Source organism: Psychroserpens luteus (genome assembly GCF_015319355.1).
GTDB lineage: Bacteria > Bacteroidota > Bacteroidia > Flavobacteriales > Flavobacteriaceae > Psychroserpens > Psychroserpens luteus.
This window is the reverse complement of sequence record NZ_JADILU010000006.1, coordinates 65249-83272: the sequence shown is the minus strand read 5'-3', so window position 1 is coordinate 83272 and position 18024 is coordinate 65249. Positions and strand designations below refer to the sequence as shown.

At 30.7% G+C, this 18024-nt stretch carries 18 protein-coding genes; all 18 read right to left on the bottom strand.

Annotation, left to right across the window (positions count from 1 at the left end; translation table 11 throughout):
• Positions 1–81: 81 nt before the first annotated feature.
• The 18 genes from IM744_RS14430 to IM744_RS14345 all read right to left on the bottom strand — a co-directional run bounded on the left by IM744_RS14430 (position 82) and on the right by IM744_RS14345 (position 17937).
• Positions 82–1038 carry a glycosyltransferase family 2 protein gene (locus tag IM744_RS14430; RefSeq protein WP_194508864.1) on the bottom strand — a complete coding sequence of 319 codons (957 nt, stop codon included), beginning with the start codon at positions 1036–1038 and terminating at the stop codon, positions 82–84.
• Entirely contained in the window at positions 1031–2005 is a 975-nt protein-coding gene (locus IM744_RS14425; RefSeq protein WP_194508863.1) for a glycosyltransferase family 2 protein, read from the bottom strand. The genes IM744_RS14430 and IM744_RS14425 overlap by 8 nt, the downstream gene beginning before the upstream one ends.
• Before the next feature lie 4 nt (positions 2006–2009).
• Positions 2010–2933, bottom strand: coding sequence for a glycosyltransferase family 2 protein (locus IM744_RS14420; RefSeq protein ID WP_194508862.1), 924 nt, complete (start codon positions 2931–2933; stop codon positions 2010–2012).
• Positions 2930–3655, bottom strand: a complete 726-nt coding sequence (locus IM744_RS14415) for a sulfotransferase family 2 domain-containing protein (protein ID WP_194508861.1) — start codon at positions 3653–3655, stop codon at positions 2930–2932. The genes IM744_RS14420 and IM744_RS14415 overlap by 4 nt, the downstream gene beginning before the upstream one ends.
• A 2-nt stretch (positions 3656–3657) precedes the next feature.
• Positions 3658–4236: an acyltransferase gene (locus IM744_RS14410; RefSeq protein WP_194508860.1), complete on the bottom strand. Its 579-nt coding sequence runs from the start codon at positions 4234–4236 to the stop codon at positions 3658–3660.
• 26 nt (positions 4237–4262) lie between these two features.
• Positions 4263–5996, bottom strand: a complete 1734-nt coding sequence (locus tag IM744_RS14405; protein ID WP_194508859.1) for an ABC transporter ATP-binding protein — start codon at positions 5994–5996, stop codon at positions 4263–4265.
• A 166-nt stretch (positions 5997–6162) separates the two neighbouring features.
• Positions 6163–6339: an NAD-dependent epimerase/dehydratase family protein gene (locus IM744_RS14400; RefSeq protein WP_206694502.1), complete on the bottom strand. Its 177-nt coding sequence runs from the start codon at positions 6337–6339 to the stop codon at positions 6163–6165.
• Between the two features lie 159 nt (positions 6340–6498).
• Positions 6499–7899 (bottom strand): nucleotide sugar dehydrogenase, encoded by a 1401-nt coding sequence (locus tag IM744_RS14395; RefSeq protein ID WP_194508858.1) that lies wholly within the window; start codon positions 7897–7899, stop codon positions 6499–6501.
• 253 nt (positions 7900–8152) lie between these two features.
• Complete coding sequence (gene rfbC / locus IM744_RS14390) at positions 8153–8701, bottom strand: dTDP-4-dehydrorhamnose 3,5-epimerase (protein ID WP_194508857.1); 549 nt, start codon at positions 8699–8701, stop codon at positions 8153–8155.
• A 3-nt stretch (positions 8702–8704) separates the two neighbouring features.
• The gene (gene rfbA, locus IM744_RS14385) at positions 8705–9583 is read right to left on the bottom strand and encodes a glucose-1-phosphate thymidylyltransferase RfbA (RefSeq protein ID WP_194508856.1); all 879 of its coding nucleotides are present in this window, start codon (positions 9581–9583) and stop codon (positions 8705–8707) included.
• A 3-nt stretch (positions 9584–9586) separates the two neighbouring features.
• Complete coding sequence (gene rfbB / locus IM744_RS14380) at positions 9587–10636, bottom strand: dTDP-glucose 4,6-dehydratase (RefSeq protein WP_194508855.1); 1050 nt, start codon at positions 10634–10636, stop codon at positions 9587–9589.
• Positions 10637–11136: 500 nt separating this feature from the next.
• Entirely contained in the window at positions 11137–11829 is a 693-nt protein-coding gene (locus IM744_RS14375) for an acylneuraminate cytidylyltransferase family protein (RefSeq protein ID WP_241738336.1), read from the bottom strand.
• Positions 11829–12875 carry a nucleotidyltransferase family protein gene (locus tag IM744_RS14370; protein ID WP_194508854.1) on the bottom strand — a complete coding sequence of 349 codons (1047 nt, stop codon included), beginning with the start codon at positions 12873–12875 and terminating at the stop codon, positions 11829–11831. The genes IM744_RS14375 and IM744_RS14370 overlap by 1 nt, the downstream gene beginning before the upstream one ends.
• The gene (gene neuC / locus IM744_RS14365) at positions 12868–13971 is read right to left on the bottom strand and encodes a UDP-N-acetylglucosamine 2-epimerase (RefSeq protein WP_194508853.1); all 1104 of its coding nucleotides are present in this window, start codon (positions 13969–13971) and stop codon (positions 12868–12870) included. The genes IM744_RS14370 and neuC overlap by 8 nt, the downstream gene beginning before the upstream one ends.
• Complete coding sequence (gene neuB, locus IM744_RS14360; RefSeq protein ID WP_194508852.1) at positions 13968–14990, bottom strand: N-acetylneuraminate synthase; 1023 nt, start codon at positions 14988–14990, stop codon at positions 13968–13970. The genes neuC and neuB overlap by 4 nt, the downstream gene beginning before the upstream one ends.
• Position 14991: 1 nt before the next feature.
• On the bottom strand, positions 14992–15615 hold the full coding sequence (locus tag IM744_RS14355; RefSeq protein WP_194508851.1) for an acetyltransferase: 624 nt from the start codon (positions 15613–15615) through the stop codon (positions 14992–14994).
• Positions 15605–16747 carry a LegC family aminotransferase gene (locus IM744_RS14350; RefSeq protein ID WP_194508850.1) on the bottom strand — a complete coding sequence of 381 codons (1143 nt, stop codon included), beginning with the start codon at positions 16745–16747 and terminating at the stop codon, positions 15605–15607. Before IM744_RS14350 ends, IM744_RS14355 begins: the two co-directional genes overlap by 11 nt.
• On the bottom strand, positions 16747–17937 hold the full coding sequence (locus IM744_RS14345; RefSeq protein ID WP_194508849.1) for a UDP-N-acetylglucosamine 4,6-dehydratase: 1191 nt from the start codon (positions 17935–17937) through the stop codon (positions 16747–16749). Before IM744_RS14345 ends, IM744_RS14350 begins: the two co-directional genes overlap by 1 nt.
• Positions 17938–18024: the final 87 nt, after the last annotated feature.

Sequence of the window (18024 nt, the reverse complement as noted above, 5' to 3'; positions counted from 1 at the left end):
GTACTTGAAATTAAAATAGAGTGTTTTAAAATTTATTTTCTTAATTACATAAATATATTTATTTAAGATCATATCTTATAATTAAATTTTATTTTGGCTTCCCTGTGGGATATTCAAAGCTAATTCGGTTTCTAATGCTTCTATTTTATTATTTTTAATTGCACTCCCTAAAGTATGAGTTGCCTTTCTATGATTCGTTATTATATTAAAATTATGGAGTATCCATTTTGGTGCACAATTCCATTTAAAGTTTCTATAAACTATTAAAATATAGTCTTTATAATTGTATGTTCGGGCATCAAAATAGTTAAAACACTTATATATAAAAAACTTAGAAATTAAAACCCGTTTGTAGGTATATTCAGGAAATTGAAAATGATAATGAAATACTCTAACTGTACTATCGTACACCAAAGCATACCCTTTCTCTAAAGCCATTTTTGCCCATAACATATCTTCACCAAATACTAAGGGTTGAAAAGGCAAATCTACCAAGGCTTGTTTTCTATACATGGCAACGACATCGTCCCATCCACAAGATAGGCGTTGCTCTTTTGGTGACAATGTTAAAAATGCTTCTTTTGTTTTAAATTTAACTTTTTTAGCACTGCCTTTAGATTGTGGTCTAAACCACTCGTGTGGATTTTTGTCTTTATGATGTGGTATCACTTGTTGCCCACAAACTCCCATAACTGATACATCTTTAAAATGATCAACCATGCGTTCTAAAAATTTAGTATCTGTTGTCCAAGCATCTTGAACCGTCATTAACACAAATTCTCCATTACAGTGTGTTACACCTAAATTACGCGTAGCACCATGGTTGAAGGTTTTAGGATCTATAGAAATGACTTTTATGAAGTCAAAAGTTTTCAAGTACTCTACAGAACCATCATCACTCCCGGAATCAATAATTACAACCTCGCAACTAGACAATAGTGATTGCTTCTGGATCCCTTCAATAAATCTAGGCAATGTATCCATCCCATTTTTAACAGGAACTACAACAGATATTTTTATCTCTTTATTATTACGCATTATATTTTCCTATTGTACTATTATTAGATACTAAACTTTCTTTAACTCTATTGTATATGGATTGTATTGATTTTAGTTTTGTACTTCTACTAAATTTAATTAAGGCCATTTTTAAAATACTATGTCGTAATTTAACAGGCATTTTTGTTTTGTTCTCATTATATAAATTAAAGAAAAATTTATATTGATATCCATTGATCGCACTAACAAGTATATGAATCACCATGTTTAAGTGACTATATGAGTTTAAAATATTATTTGATTTAACCCATTCTAAAAGGATTCTCTTACTTTGTAATTTAACTAATGAATTTGTACTAGATTGACTAATTGAGTTTTCTGAATCTTTTCTATACCAACAATCCGCAGGCATATCATAATATATTTTATATTTTAACGAAAAAGACAAGGCTTTAATATGAATATCTATATCCTGCCAACATTGTAATACTGGATTAAAACAGCCTATCGTTTTTAAAGTCTCTTTTCTCCATATAGGTCCAGTCGTTTGCCAAACAGTATCTAGATTTAAAAAACGTTGAAGAACATCTTCTCTAGTATCTATATTCCAAATGCGAAGATCATCTCCAGGTTGCTCTTTAAAAAACTGCATTTTAAATACTGCAAAATCTAGATTAGGGTTTAATTTTAAAATAGACACGCGTTGTTCCAAACAATGTTTGGCTAGCATATCATCAGAATCTAAAAATATAATATAACTACCCTGTGCCTCATTTACACCAATATTACGACATACGGAAGCGCCTTTTAAATCTCCATTACGTTCAATCCAATGTATACGATTATCTTTAAAATCTAGAATGGTCTGTTTAGAATCGTCAGAACTACCATCATCTACAATAAGAACTTCCCAATCTACATAGGTCTGCTTTAAAACAGAAGACACTGCTTGTTTTAAATAAGTTGCCCTGTTAAAATTAGGGATTATTATAGAAACTTTGGACATAATGTTAGTTTTGGTTCAAATTCAAATCTAACAACTCTACGTAAATACGTTTCCGTGCTTTTTTAACACGTCTCAAATAAAGAAGGGTTTTCAATATGGCGATAAAGTCAACTTTAAATTTTTTAAACTTAAAGAACAATAAGTCAGATGTTAAAACATCAAAATGTTGTTTTAAAAGAATTAACAAATTACTTCTTAAACTAGATTTAGGATTTTTAAGAAAACCTATATTATTTATCACTTTACGCTTAAGGTTAAACTGCATTTCAGCCCAAGGTTTATTTATACGGTCATGACAAATTTTTGCACTAGGAACAATTCCTAACTTAAAGTTAACAAAAAATAATCTATTCAAATAGTCATCATCTTCTCCATAATGTGGAAAAATAGGATCAAAACCACCCAATTTTTCAACACATTCAAGAGAAATTAACCAAGCAGCTGCATTTGCGAATTTTGAAGAATAAATAGCCTTTAAGTTGTTCACATAAGCATCTGATAAAAAATCATTTGTAAACTCTGGCGATAAGTACTTACTAAAATTAAAATCTAAACTATTACCCGAACCATCCAAATGCACCGGGCTTAATATTCCAAAAGTTTTATCCTTGTTTGCATTATTAACTAAAATTTCGATAGTATTAGGTTCTATCCATGCATCTTGATTAAGAAGAAAGGCAAAATTGGCTTTATCATCTTTTACTCTTTTTAAGCCTATGTTATTTGCTCGACCAAAACCCAAATTTTCCGGAGATAAGATAAGTTCAACTTCAGGGAAGTTTTGAGTGATTAAATCTCTACTATTATCTGCAGAATTATTATCTATAACTAAAACATTAAGAGGAATGGTAGAATTTCTAAGTGAACCTAAGCATTTATCAATCCAAGGTGCACCGTTATATGTTACTATTATGACGTAGACTTTCATAAAACATTTTTCATTTTATAATTGAAATTTTCAAAATCTTCTTGATAAAATTTATTAACAACTTTAATCATATCTGTAGAAAATTCTGAATGTATATCCACATTCTTTTTAACTTCATTTTTGTTTTCTAATGTTAAATCCGTTCCTATACCTATGATATCTCGCAATTCGTTGTAGTCTATATTTAGATTCTCAAAACGACCAATAAAATCCATCTTTATTTCATCATTTAAATCAACTAAATAACTTGTTTGTGTACAAAAGTGTTGAATAGTAGCCACTTCTTTACTTTTTAAACCATTTAATATAAAATCTTCAAATGATGAATATTCTTTAAGTATTTCGAAATACATTTTATCATAAGTTTTACCTCTCCCTCCTTTTTTTAAGTAATAGTATGCAGAATGCAACCTATCATAAGGATTTCTTACAAACGTGAATTTAAAACATTCTTTAAACTCAATTTCAGACATATTATCTTGGTAAAAGGCAAGACTTGTATGTCCAAATGAATCTCTATTAAAGAGTCCCTTATAGACAGAAATACCAGCTGCTTTTGGGATGTGAATAAAAAGAATTTTATTTTCTTTAAAATAACTAATGCCCTGTACAAGTTTATTTTCGGTTTCTTCTCTTGCTACTTTTTTAGGACCTCTTAACCTTGCTATTTTTTCTCTTATATTTTCAGGGAAAACACTTTGATATATTTCTTTTAACCCCATTTTTATTCTCTCTTTTTTATTATTCGCGCAGGTACTCCTCCTACAATTGTGTTTTCTGGAACATTTTTGGTTACCACTGCATTCGCTGCAATTATTGCTCCTGATTCTATGGTTACTCCTTTAGTAATCACTGCACCATAACCAATCCAAACATTATCTTTTATCATAACTGCAGCTGTGTTAATACCTTGATTTAGCATTGGTTCAACTAAATTGCTAAAAGTATGATCCGTATCTCTAATAGAAACTGCTTGAGCAATCATAACGTTATCCCCTATAATTATAGATTGATTAGCTCCTATTGTTGAATATTGACCTATAAAAGAATTTTCTCCTAAAATTATTTTTGCACTACCTTGTATTAATACATCCTCTTTTATTCTAGCATTCTTTTTTAATACAATGTGTAATTTCCCATTATTAATCCAATGGAATGGACTTATAGTAGCTTTATGAGAAATTTTAGCATTTTCTGATAATGTAAAAAAGGCCTTGTTTTTTTCTAAAAAATATTTTTCTGAATATTGATTCTCAAGTCCATTTAGAAACTTGAACAACTTATACTTAAAATAGGAAATCATTTATATGCTTTTTTTTATGACTAAACTTACTTTAAAATAAGCCCTTTTTCACTAACCTCTATTATACGGTCACAATATGCTAAAGTACTCATTCTATGAGCTATAATAACAATTGTTAATTCTCCATCTGACAATGATTGAATAGAATCTGTAATGTCCTTTTCTGTTTTAGAATCTAATGCAGAAGTAGCCTCATCTAAAAAGATTATATCTGATTCAAAATATAATGCTCTGGCAATTCCTAGTCGTTGTTTTTGTCCTCCTGATAATTTGGTTCCATTCTCACCAATAATTTCATTTATACCTGCAGGTAAACTATTTATCATATCTAATAAATTAGCTTTCTTCAGCACATCTAGCAACTTAACCTGGTTTACTTCTTCATGTTTACAACCAAATGCCACATTTTCTGCAATAGTACCGTCTATTAGATATACTTGTTGTTGCACATAGCCTATTTTATTATAAAAAGATTTAATATGGGTTTCATCTAATAGGGTATTATCAATGAAGTACTTTCCTTCTGTTGGTGTAAGAAAACCTAGTAGAATATTCATTAGAGTTGTTTTTCCTGCACCAGATGGTCCCATTAACCCAATGACTTCACCCTTTTTTATGGTTAGATTAACATGTTCAAAAACAGGTGTATCAGATCCAGGATATATAAAACTAACATCTTCTAACTTTAAATGATTATTAAATGTGATGCGGTCTTCTTTAATAGGCTCTATTATTTTTGATTCTTTTTTTAATGGCTCTAAAACGTCAAAAATCCAATGTGATCTATTTAAACCATTAATAGCTATCATCATTCTATTTATGGATGGCATAATGCGGTAACCTGCAACAGCAAAAAGTCCTAATAATTTTAAAAGTTCAATTTTTGAGGGCAATAGGTAAACACCAAAAGAAATAATGATAGCTATGGCCAACATTAGAGATGTTTCGATAACTCGAGTAGGCGCTAAGTTATAAACTGTTGTTTTTATATCGGCTTCAACTAATTCTTCTAAATTATCTTTAATCTTATTTCTAAAATCATGTTCTGCTCCCATAATTTTAACATCCACAAAACCGAAAATACTTTGAAACATGTTTTTACCCAATATTGGGGTTAGCTTATTACTTACTGTTCCTAGCTCAATAGACTTTTTCCTTACCCAAGTATAAAAAATTAAAAAAGGAGGTATAACCGTTACTATAAGTAATAATAATATTTGAAAATTATAAAGCGCAATAAAAAAAACAATAAAACTCAATACTATGATTTCATTTAAAAAATTCAATGTCCCTAGTACTTGAAATTGTGAAAATTGAGCTGTCGCTGTTCTAATATTACGCACAACCACATTTGAATTTGTTGTTTTAAAAAAAGAAAATCCTTTTCTGTAGTAAATTTCGTGTAATTTTAAAGCGAAATCCTTGGAAAGACTTAATGCAAATGTAGAATTATATTTTATAATTAATAAACCTACTACGTTCTTAAGTAATATGACAATTAACAATAAAACAGATAAAAGCACTATGAGTTGATTTTCATCTGTTAAATGAAATATATCATATATTCCTTTTAAAAAACTATTAGTTTCCAAAACATTATCTTCTAATAAAACAGAAAACACAGGCAAAAGTGCGCCTAGCCCAATCAATTCAAGTATTGAATTTAAAAAAAGTAAACAAGCAACTATAATTAATTTTCTTTTATCCTTTGAAGGTAAAATCTCTAATATAAATCTAATGGTTTTATATAATATTTTCATTTATTTTTAAATTAAAAATCCTAAATTCTATTGATAACAAAGATGACTCCTATAACGTTTTAAAATTATCAAAACCATACTTTTAATAATTTCGATCTTCCAAATCCATTTTGATAAATCGCATTTTAGATAAAAAAATACTACTATCACATATTTTTAAGTTTTGTTAGGCATCAGAACTTTCAATTCCTAACAAATTTAATCTCGTATATTTTAAATTAACATCATAGTAATCCTTAATATTATCAAAACCAATAACATTATACCCCATATTTAATAACTGCTTTGCAAGATGAAAACCTATGAATCTAGTAGCTCCTGTAACTAAGATTGTTTTTTTCATTTTAAGTGGTTTTTTAAAGATAAATCTCAATTCTTAAATTCTATGCATTTATATGCTTTACACATGACTTTATTGATTTATCTAGTCTACAAAATGATTATCTTCCTATATTAATTAATAGTTACAACAAAAGTTAATCAGGTTATAATAATTATCTGCTTAAGGCTTCCCAATACCATCCACATTAAATCCTATAGCTTTTAATTTATCTAAATCCAATATATTTCGCCCATCAAATACAGAAGCAGGTTTCAACATATTGTCATAAATAGACTGCCAATTGTAAGTTTTAAACTCGTCCCACTCTGTCAAAACCGCAATAGCGTGTGAGTTTTCACAAGCCTTATATGGATCGGTCTCAACAGTTAATAATTTTTTTATAGTTTCTAAATCATTACCTTCAAGATAATCCAAATCTTTATAAATTTGATCTGCAGTCACCTTTGGATCATAAACCACTATGTTTGCATGTTCCTTGAGCAAGAAATCTGCTACATGAATCGCTGCCGATTCTCTTGTATCATTAGTATCTTTTTTAAATGCCCATCCCAAAAATGTTATCTTTTTGCCAGAAACCGTATTGAATAATGTTTTCACGATGTTAGCAGCAAAACGATTCTTTTGATGATCATTCATAATGACCACTTGTTCCCAATAATCTGCAACCTCATTCAACCCTAGTGATTTTGAGATATAAACTAAATTAAGAATATCTTTTTGAAAGCAAGATCCTCCAAAACCAACAGACGATTTTAAAAATTTAGACCCAATGCGTGAGTCCATACCTATAGCACGAGCTACCTCATTAACATCTGCACCCGTTTTTTCACAAAGCTCGCTCATTGCATTTATACTCGAGACTCTTTGGGCAAGAAAAGCATTAGCTGTAAGTTTAGATAACTCTGATGACCACACGTTGGTTGTCAAAATACGGTCTTTATCAACCCAATTGGCATAAATATCGACTAAGGTTTGTATCGCAGTTCTTCCTTCTTTTGTAGCTACATCTCCTCCAATTAACACACGATCTGGAGCCATTAAATCGGCTACAGCAGTACCTTCTGCAAGGAATTCAGGATTTGATAAAATTTGAAATTTAACACCATTACCTGTATTTTCTAAAATACTTTTTAGTGCATTTGCTGTTCTTACTGGCAATGTAGACTTCTCTACAACAATTTTATCTGTGACTGAAACTCTAGCTATTTGTCGTGCACAAAGTTCTATCCATTTTAAATCGGCTGCCATTCCCTTACCAATACCATAAGTTTTAGTAGGTGTATTTACTGAAATAAAAATAATATCTGCTTTCTCTATTGCAGCATCAACATCTGTAGAGAAAAACAAGTTTCTATCTCTAGAATCCTTAACTACATCTGCTAAACCTGGTTCATATATTGGGATTTTTGAAAAATCAGGATCATTCCATGAATTTATTCTTTGTTCATTAATATCTACAACCGTAACATTAATGTCTGGGCACTTTTGAGCAATGACTGCCATAGTTGGACCACCAACATATCCAGCACCAATACAGCAAATGTTTTTTATTTTTTGCATTTTCTAACTAAATTATATTTTTACTTCTTAACGATTTAAGAAATTTACTTATGTTATTTTAATTAATTCAAGTTCAACACCTAATAAATAATAAACACATCACTTATAAGATTATTTGATTTTTCTAAAATTTCAATTACTTAGAGTGCAAAACTAATCACATTATTTAAAACAGTCTAAAATATTAGAGATAATCTAATATGGTAATTTCTATTGTTTGAAAAATCGCATTCATATTGAATTAGGATTCATTTCAAAAAAAATCTGCTTCATCAAATGATAATTGTCGATTGTCTTTTAATGACAATTTTAATTTATCTACAGGCAATTTCCAATCTATATTTAATTCTTGTGCATCATATGCGATACCTCTATCGTGCTCTGGGCTGTAATAGTTATCCACTTTATATGCAAATTGAGCGGTATCACTAAGCACTAAGAACCCATGGGCAAATCCCTTAGGTATTAACAATTGCTTTTTATTTTCTCCTGTAAGTTCTACACTAACATGCTTACCAAATGTAGGTGAATCTTTTCTAATATCTACTGCAACATCTAACACACTACCTTCAATTACTCGTACCAGTTTTGTTTGTGCAAATGGTGGAAGCTGATAATGCAAACCTCGTAAAACACCAAAAGTAGATTTTGACTCGTTATCTTGACAAAAATCAATTTTATAACCTAGAAAATCAGTTAACTTATCTTCTCGAAATGTCTCCATAAAAAACCCACGATCATCACCATAAACATCTGGCTTACATATAATAACATCAGGTATTTCTGTTCTTAAAAATTTCATAAATTATAATTCATTAGCTCGTTCAATTAAATATTGTCCATAACCGTTCTTCTTTAGAGGCTCTGCAAGTTCTAATAGTTGACTTTTATTAATATAGCCCATTTCAAAAGCAATTTCTTCTAAACATGCTACTTTTAATCCTTGTCTATTTTCTATGGTTTGAATATAGTTTGACGCCTCTAAGAGACTATCATGGGTACCTGTATCTAACCAAGCAAATCCTCGACCCATAAGTAAAACTTTTAGATTTTCATTTTTAAGGTAAGTCTGATTTACAGTTGTAATCTCTAGTTCTCCTCTATGGCTTGGTTTTATAGTTTTTGCAATATCAATAACACTATTAGGATAAAAATACAGACCTACAACAGCATAATGACTCTTAGGTAGTTCTGGTTTTTCTTCAATACTTATAACATTTTGTTTTTTATCAAACTCTACTACACCATAACGCTCAGGATCTTTTACATAATAACCAAAAACAGTAGCTTTTTTATGTTCAGTTACATTACGAATCGATTTGGCTAATAATTTATTTAATCCATGACCGTAAAATATGTTATCTCCCAATACTAAACAAACATCATCTGTCCCGATAAAATCTTCCCCTAAAATAAAAGCCTGCGCTAAACCATCAGGAGAAGGTTGTTCTACATAACTGAATTTCATCCCTAAATCTGAACCATCACCAAGTAAAATCTCAAATCTTGGTAAATCTATTGGTGTTGATATAATCAAAACATCCTTAATACCTGCTAACATTAGAACAGACAAAGGATAGTAAATCATAGGTTTATCGTGTATTGGTAATAACTGTTTAGATGTCCCCTTGGTTAATGGGTATAATCTCGTTCCTGAACCACCTGCAAGTATAATGCCTTTCATATCTTATTTGTATTGTTCTTTATAATAGTTTTTATAAGCACTAGAATTCACATTATCTAACCATTCATTATTTTCTAAATACCAATCAATAGTCTTAGATAATCCTTCTTCAAAAGTAACACTTGGCTCCCATCCTAATGCTTTATTAATTTTTGATGCATCAATCGCATATCGCAAATCATGACCTGGACGATCTTTAACATAAGTTATAAGCTTTTCACTTGTACCTTGTTTTCGATTTAACTTAATATCCATTTGTTGACATAACAACTTTACCAAATCAATATTTTTCCATTCATTAAAACCACCTATATTATAGGTTTCTGTTAAAACTCCTTTATGAAAAATTAAGTCAATTGCAATAGCGTGATCTACTACATATAACCAATCTCTAGTATAATTACCGTCTCCATAAACTGGTAAAGACTTATTATTAATAATATTATTGATAAATAATGGAATCAATTTCTCAGGGAATTGATAAGACCCATAATTATTAGAGCAATTAGATATTACATAGGGTAAATTGTAAGTTTCACCATAAGCTCTCACAAAATGATCTGAACTAGCTTTAGATGCTGAATAAGGAGAATTTGGACTATAAGGTGTGGTTTCCAAAAACAAACCTTCCTTACCCAATGAACCATAAACCTCATCTGTACTTATATGATAGAATATTTTATTTTCCCAGTTATCACTCCACAAATTCTTAAAAGCATTAAGCAAAATCATTGTTCCTAAAACATTAGTCTTTGCAAAGGCTAATGGATCAGTAATTGAACGATCTACATGAGATTCCGCAGCTAAATGAATAACGCCATCTGGTTTAACTTTACTAAACAAATCGTTGACGAAGCTTTCATCTGTGATATCTCCTTTAATAAACTTATAATTTTCATTACTTTCTAAGTCTTTCAAGTTATGAAGATTTCCTGCATAAGTAAGACTATCTAAATTTATAATTTCATATTCAGGATACTTATTTACAAACAATCTTACAACATGAGAACCAATAAAACCTGCTCCGCCAGTAATAATAATTTTTTTACTCATTTTTAACTATATAATTAATTCTTATCTAAATAATAGTGCTATTTATAAATTCACGAACTGTGAGGCTCTATATTAATTCTAAATAAAGACAAATTTTAAAATACCTTTATTTAATTAGAATCAACTTTTAAACTTATTTTTTTTGCAAATCTAATTATAAAAATAAATTATTGAAGCTTAATCGCTTTTAAATCAAAAGTCTTATAAAGAAGAATCATTTTTTATCATCCAATAAAAAAGTCAATTATAACTTTATACTTAAATAATGTATTGAGACCTATTTCTATAATACTGTGCCTTTCTGTATCAGGACATAAGATCAAACAATTAATATATTTATAGGTTGATTTTTTTGTAAACCCCTACCATCTATAAAAACTAAAATACTGCTGTGAATTAAATTCCATAAACTAAAACAGTCTACTCAATGAGCAATAATTGAGTTTTAGATAATAAAATATAACCTATTTTTTTTCAGATGTTAACATTTTAAAACAGATTTAAAACGAGTTTTTGCGAGCTATAAATTCTGCAAACTCCCAATCTAATGGTGTATCTATATCAATAGATGTCACATCATCCATTTGATATTTTACGACTTTTTTAAATTCTCCTATTAATTTATCTTTGATAGATTTAGGATTTATTATATAAATTGCGCCATTAAGTTCCCAAACTTTAGGTAAATCTTGTCGTCTTAAAACATTACTATCCTTAGATTTTTTTAAAAATTTATTATCATCTTCTTCGAACAACACATAATATGGATTGGCACTAGTTTCTTTAACTGAAACTACCATATCTATATCGTTAGAATATAATTTCAAAGCTTCTTTGATATGTTTTTGATTTCGAAATGGCGAAGTGGGCTGTAATAAAATAATAACATCAGGTTCTATATGATTAACTAATTCAAATTGTTCTAACGCATGAAGCAAAACATCTCTTGAATTAGCTGTATCTGTTGCCAAATATTCTGGTCTCAAAAAAGGAATTTTAAGTCCTGTTTCTTCTACGACCTGTTTAATCGCTATAGAATCTGTACTCACATAAATATATTGATTTTCAAAAACACCTTGTGCAGCTTCTATTGTATAATGAATTAAAGGTTTTCCGTTTAGCAATTTAATATTCTTACCAGGAACACCTTTTGAACCTCCTCTTGCTGGTATGACAATTAATGGTTTCAACATTAAAATTTTATAGTATTAATATCTTTTTGTGCTTTTTCAAAATCTTCATGTTTACCAACATCAAGCCAATAGCCTACTAAAGGATAAGATATGACCTTTTTCTTTTCGGCAATTAGTTTTTCCATTAAATCAGTAGCATTAAAATGTGCTCCTTTAGGAATATAATCTAACATAGAACGCTTCATTAAATAGATTCCACCATTAGAATAATAGGTATATGTTGGTTTCTCTTTAAAATCCAAAACATGACCATTAGAAGTTTCTAAAACAGCATAAGGAATACTCACATTGTAAGGAATAGTCACTACTGCAAAGTCAGCATCTTTACTTAGAAAATCTAAATAAAAGGCTTCGTAATCAAGATTGGTCAAAATATCAGAATTAGAGACCAATACGTGTTCATGTTCTAAATTATCAATTTTTGACACAGATCCAATGGTTCCCATTGGTTCATCCTCCCAAACATAATGAATAGAACGATTTTTATCTTTTCCATCACCGAAATAATCTACAATTTGATCTCCCAGGTATTTCACTGAAAACCAAAAATCATCAATTCCGTATAATGCTAGCCTATCAACATTGTGTTCCATTATAGATTTATCACCAACCTTTAACAATGGCTTTGGTGTATTGTCTGTCAATGGTCTTAAACGCTGACCTCTTCCTCCAGCCATAATGATTGCATCTATAGGTAAATACGAACGCATATACCTAAAATTCAATACATTAATTACTTTGTCATTATCATCTATGACAGGTATAATTCTGAAATTTAGTTTTCTATATTCAATAATTTGATAAATATCCCTTGAGCCTTTTTTAATGAATTTAGGGTGATCCTGAATTATTTTACTCACAGGCTCTTCAATAGTAACACCTTTCAACAAACCACGTCGCACATCTCCATCAGTTAACGAACCTTTTAATTTATCATCTTCATCAACAACAAATATGATAGCATCACCAGCTAAAAGATCCAGCCTTTTTAGTGCATCTCTAATGGATGTACCACTAGTTATTAAGTGATCTTTGTAATTAATCATACTGTTTTATTGTTTTTATAATAGAATCTGCAGTTTCTCCTTTGTAATATATATTTTCATTGCCAAAACTAGGCAACTTAAGCACTTCATTTGTTTTTTCAACTATCTTTTTTGAATCAAAAGCTACATCAAAAACATTCTCACCATGCGCTCTACCCTTTTGTCTAGATCCTACATTAATGACATGTTTACCAAAAGATGCTGCTTCAATAATACCACTAGAGGTATTACCTATCATTAATTTAGCGTAATACATTGCTGAAAAATAATTCGTTTTTCCAAAATTTTCAATCAGTAGAATTTTGTCTGGAATTTGCGATTTTAATTGATGCAACTGTTCACGATATACACTACCAAGCGTATCTGCATTAGGCATCGTAATCACAATATTTAGTGTCTCACTTAATTCTGCCAAAGCATCTCGCATATGTTTTGCGTAAGACATATTTGAATCTACAGCAACCGTTTCTGGATGAAATGTTACCAATGCAAAATCTTCATTTTTAATTTGAAATTTTTCTAAAAAGGTAGTTTTATCAATAGGTTGATAGCTCTTAATATTATCCAAACTCAATGCGCCAACATCGTATATATTTTCTAAAGTTCCTGTAAGAGCTGCTACTTTTCTCTTATAATCTAATGTAGAAACAAAGTGTAATTGTGAAGCCAGAGTAATTTGGTGACGATAAATATTATCAATAGCACCTAATGTTGTTTCGCCTCCATGAATGTGCGCTAACTTGACACCAAAGGGGATACTTGCTTGCACAGCTGCACTCATTTCAAAACGGTCTCCTAAACAAAACACTAAATCAAATGTGTTGTTTTGCCAAAACTCAGCAAATTTTAAAACTGTTTGACCATATGATTTAGCAATGCCTTTTGTACTATCATCATCTTCTAATGAGTCTATTTTATGAATAATAGTATAGCCATCAGTTTCAATATTTGTTAATGTGTATCCATGTGTTTTTGAAACATGAGTTCCGAAAGCGATAATTTCTAGTTGAAAAAATTCATCAGTTTTCAATTTCCGAAGTAATGGTACATAAATACCATAATCTGCTCTAGAACTTGTTAAAACACCTATTTTCATGATAAATCTGCCCAATTTAGTAAATCATGTTTTTTTAAATCTCTAGTTGTCGTCTTACCTAAAACCGTATTCCATTCCATAGGAGAAATCCCATGCCCAGGACGTAGCGGAATCATATCAGCTTCTGTAATCACTGTTCCCTTCTTAATATCTTTTGATAAATGGATGCTCTTACGTGCAATAGGCCTATTTTTTTGTTCACTCTCTGAAGGTTGTTTAATACCATCTCCAGAAATAGCCTCTTCAATATTTCTAATTGACAAAACCATCTCTTTTAAAGCTTCTGGTTCTAAAGATGCTTTATGATCTGGACCGGGTAGTGTATTATCGAGCGTAAAATGTTTTTCTATAACTCGCGCTCCTAAAGCTACTGCAGCAATAGGCACCTCAATACCTAAAGTATGATCAGAATATCCAACTTGAACACCAAATTGCGTCTTAATACTATTCATTGCATGAAGATTCACATCTTTCATTGGTGTTGGGTATTCGGTATTACAATGTAATATAGTGAGTTGTTCTTTTTTTGTCCCGAAGTCTAACAAAACTTTAATCGCAGATTCAATATCACCTGTACTCGCCATTCCTGTTGATAAAACTACAGGTTTTTTAGTTTGTGCAATAGCTCTTAAATATGGAAAATTAGTAATTTCGCCACTTGGCACTTTAAATAGGTTCAATCCTAAATCATTCAAATAAGAAACACCTTCTACATCAAAAGCACTAGATAGAAACTGAATATTCTTCAAATCACAATATGCCATCAACTCGTCGTGATCGTTTTCACTTAATTCTAATTGCTTAAGCATTTCGTATTGAGACTGCTCGCTATTTCCAGTATTTTTGGATTGGTAATCGGCTTTTTTAGCTGACTGACTAACAATCGTATCTGCTTTAAACGTTTGAAACTTCACATAATCTACCTCAGCAAAAGCTGCTGCATCGATTAACTGTTTTGCAGTATTTATATCTCCATTGTGATTTACACCTGCTTCAGCAATAATAATAACTTTACTCATATTATATAGCTCTTCCTGGATTTCCAACAATTCTTGAATTATCTGGGACATCGTTTAACACAACACTTCCAGCTCCAATAATGACGTTACGTCCTATTGTTATATTTTCTTTGACAACTGCATTCGCACCAATAAATGATTGCTCTCCAACAGATACATTACCAAGTAACACAGCTCCTGGAGCAATATGAACACCATTTGAAATACGACATTCATGGTCTACGATACAACCTGTGTTTAAAATACAATAATCACCAATTTGCGTCAAAATATTCACTGTTGCATTTTTTGCAATAAAATTACCTTGACCTATTGTAATTTCTTCGGAAATATTAGAAGACGAATCAATCACATTCAAAAGTCTTTTGTTCTTACTCAAAATCAATTGGGCAACTTTTTTCCGAATAGCATTGTTACCGATTCCCAAAATGTAATCATAAGGTTTTTCCCAATGAGAAAATGAATCGTCACTTTCAAAACCTAGATAACTTAAATCGAAAGGATTGACAGTCATTTCTTCCATTTCAGTATAAAACTGTAAGTTCATTTGACTTGACATTGCACTTTCTGCAACAACCAATCCATGACCTGAATAACCAACTAAAACAATCTTATTATCTAACACTACTTGGAATATTTACAATTCGTTTTTCTAGAAATATAGCATTTTTTTGACTATCCTTTTGAAAGTTCTCATACATTGGCAATCTAAACATCAATTGCCAAATTGGTCTTGTCATCACACCTTGACTATTGGTATGTTCTAAATAGGCATCTCTTTCTTTTTTGTTCTCAAGCTCAACACACATCAACCAATAGTTGGCTTTTGTGTTTGGTAATTCGGTTCTAAACTTTATGCCTTTGGTATTGAAAAACTCAGCATAAGAATTAGCAATTGCTCTCTTTTTAGCTAAAAATGCATCTAACTGTTCTAATTGCGCACAAGCTAAAGCTGCATTAATATTGGGCATTCTATAATTATAACCTAACTCATCATGAAAATACTCATAAGGATGTGGTTGTTTTGCTGTTGTGGTCAAGTATTTCCCTTTTTCAGCAAGCGGAATAGAATTACTAACAATAGCTCCTCCTCCTCCAGAGGTTACAATTTTATTTCCGTTGAATGAAAATACACCTAATTCTCCAAAGCTTCCCGTAGGCTGCCCTTTGTATTCACTACCAAGAGATTCGGCAGCATCTTCAACTATTTTTATATTCCATTTTTTGCAAACTGAAATCAGCTCATCTAAATGCACTGGAAAACCAAAAGTATGCATTGGCAAACATGCGCTTATCTTTCTTCCAGACTTTTTATTGTAGCAAACTCCGTCTCTTAACTCACCATATTCTTCTAAAAATGCAGAAACTGCTTTAGGAGATAATCCCATCGTATCTAAATCAACATCTAAAAATACAGGATGTGCATTATTATAAATGATTGCGTTAGCAGTAGCAACAAATGTAAGCGCCTGAGTTAACACCTCATCACCTGCTTGAACGCCTACCAAACGCAAAGCAACTTGTATACCTGCAGTTCCATTAACGACTGCAATCGCTTTTTTTGTTCCAGAAATTTGAGCTATTTGATCTTCAAATTGATCTACAAATTTCCCCACACTTGAGACAAACGTTGTATCAATGCAACGTTCTAAATATTCTTTTTCTTTTCCTCGGAATTTAGGCACGTGTAATGGTATAAATTCACGCGTTCCATATAATTCTTTGATGTACTCTGTTACGTCGTCAAAGTTTCCCATTACATTTTAGAATCTAAGTATTTACCTGTTTCTTTATGGCCAAAATCTGGTATCATATAATGAAACAAATCCACCAACATATCTTTGTTCCATGATTTCTTAGATTTTAGCTGCTCAATAGTGTCTGAAAAATAATTTAATTTATCATTATCATAAGTTGGTTCATTCTTAATGATGCCAATTCCACTAAAACGTTCCATATCTAAGACTTCAGAATCTGTAAAAAATTCTTCAAAATCCTTTTCTCCTGTTGTATCACTTTTAGTAAATAAACAAGGCCATTTTTTATTCGCAATATGTTTTTCAATATCTTTTCTCGCTTCGTCTTCGGTTTCGCATAAATAAGGCTCATAACCTAGATTTTCAAGATATTTAACAGCAATATCTGCAAAAGAAATCAAGTGTAAGGATTCTTCTAATTTCGGGAAAAATATATCTCGATTTCCACCTAAAACACAAGAAGACAAACACAATTCCCCAGCCTCTTGAGGCACAACAAAATAGCGTTTAATATCATTTGGCGCAACAATAGGTTGTTTCTTTTGAATACGTTGATTGAACCCGTGCAGTAACGACCCATCTGAAAATGCTACATTTGCAAATCTTGCAGTAGAAATATTAATTTGCTCACTTCTTCGCATTAAAAACATTTCCATAATGCGCTTTGAAGCTCCCATCATATTTACTGGATTGGCAGCTTTATCTGTGGATACACAAAAATATTTTTTTGCTTTATTATCTATAGATTGTTGAATCGTTTTATCTGTATTGAAAATATTCACATTAATCATTCGCATTAATGTAAATGGATCTTTTTCACTTCTTACATGTTTGAGAGCCGATAAATTTAAGATGTAATCATATTGACCATCATACTCAATAAAAGCATCATACTCAACAGATCCTATATCTAAAGCAAATGTTTTAAAATCACCTTTAATATATCCAAATGAGCTTCGAATATCTCTTACCAACTCAACGAGGTTATTCTCGCTAATATCAACAACATGTAATTTTAGTGGGTCTCTTTTAAATATTTCTTTGACAACAGCTTGACCAATGGAACCTGCGCCACCTAAAACTAGGAACTTTGACGTCGATACTTTAGCATATAACTCTTCTTGGTTAAACTGAATATCTTTGGTAAATAACATTTTATTTCTACCAATAAGTGCTAGTGGTACGCTCATAAAGTATAATAATTGCTTTTTAAATATTAGTTGCTATTCAGCTTGTAATAATATAGAATACAATAATACAATAATTTGACAAGGCTA

Excerpts from the sequence above, each read along its gene's own strand:
- neuC (WP_194508853.1), bottom strand. The coding sequence starts at position 13,971 with ATGAAAATAGGTGTTTTAACAAGTTCTAGAGCAGATTATGGTATTTAT.
- IM744_RS14415 (WP_194508861.1), bottom strand. The coding sequence starts at position 3,655 with ATGGGGTTAAAAGAAATATATCAAAGTGTTTTCCCTGAAAATATAAGA.
- IM744_RS14420 (WP_194508862.1), bottom strand. The coding sequence starts at position 2,933 with ATGAAAGTCTACGTCATAATAGTAACATATAACGGTGCACCTTGGATT.
- IM744_RS14400 (WP_206694502.1), bottom strand. The coding sequence starts at position 6,339 with ATGAAAAAAACAATCTTAGTTACAGGAGCTACTAGATTCATAGGTTTT.
- rfbB (WP_194508855.1), bottom strand. The coding sequence starts at position 10,636 with ATGAGTAAAAAAATTATTATTACTGGCGGAGCAGGTTTTATTGGTTCT.
- IM744_RS14430 (WP_194508864.1), bottom strand. The coding sequence starts at position 1,038 with ATGCGTAATAATAAAGAGATAAAAATATCTGTTGTAGTTCCTGTTAAA.
- IM744_RS14370 (WP_194508854.1), bottom strand. The coding sequence starts at position 12,875 with ATGATTAATTACAAAGATCACTTAATAACTAGTGGTACATCCATTAGA.
- IM744_RS14410 (WP_194508860.1), bottom strand. The coding sequence starts at position 4,236 with ATGATTTCCTATTTTAAGTATAAGTTGTTCAAGTTTCTAAATGGACTT.
- IM744_RS14350 (WP_194508850.1), bottom strand. The coding sequence starts at position 16,747 with ATGGGAAACTTTGACGACGTAACAGAGTACATCAAAGAATTATATGGA.
- rfbA (WP_194508856.1), bottom strand. The coding sequence starts at position 9,583 with ATGAAAGGCATTATACTTGCAGGTGGTTCAGGAACGAGATTATACCCA.
- neuB (WP_194508852.1), bottom strand. The coding sequence starts at position 14,990 with ATGAGTAAAGTTATTATTATTGCTGAAGCAGGTGTAAATCACAATGGA.
- IM744_RS14405 (WP_194508859.1), bottom strand. The coding sequence starts at position 5,996 with ATGAAAATATTATATAAAACCATTAGATTTATATTAGAGATTTTACCT.
- IM744_RS14375 (WP_241738336.1), bottom strand. The coding sequence starts at position 11,829 with ATGTTGAAACCATTAATTGTCATACCAGCAAGAGGAGGTTCAAAAGGT.
- rfbC (WP_194508857.1), bottom strand. The coding sequence starts at position 8,701 with ATGAAATTTTTAAGAACAGAAATACCTGATGTTATTATATGTAAGCCA.
- IM744_RS14345 (WP_194508849.1), bottom strand. The coding sequence starts at position 17,937 with ATGAGCGTACCACTAGCACTTATTGGTAGAAATAAAATGTTATTTACC.
- IM744_RS14395 (WP_194508858.1), bottom strand. The coding sequence starts at position 7,899 with ATGCAAAAAATAAAAAACATTTGCTGTATTGGTGCTGGATATGTTGGT.
- IM744_RS14425 (WP_194508863.1), bottom strand. The coding sequence starts at position 2,005 with ATGTCCAAAGTTTCTATAATAATCCCTAATTTTAACAGGGCAACTTAT.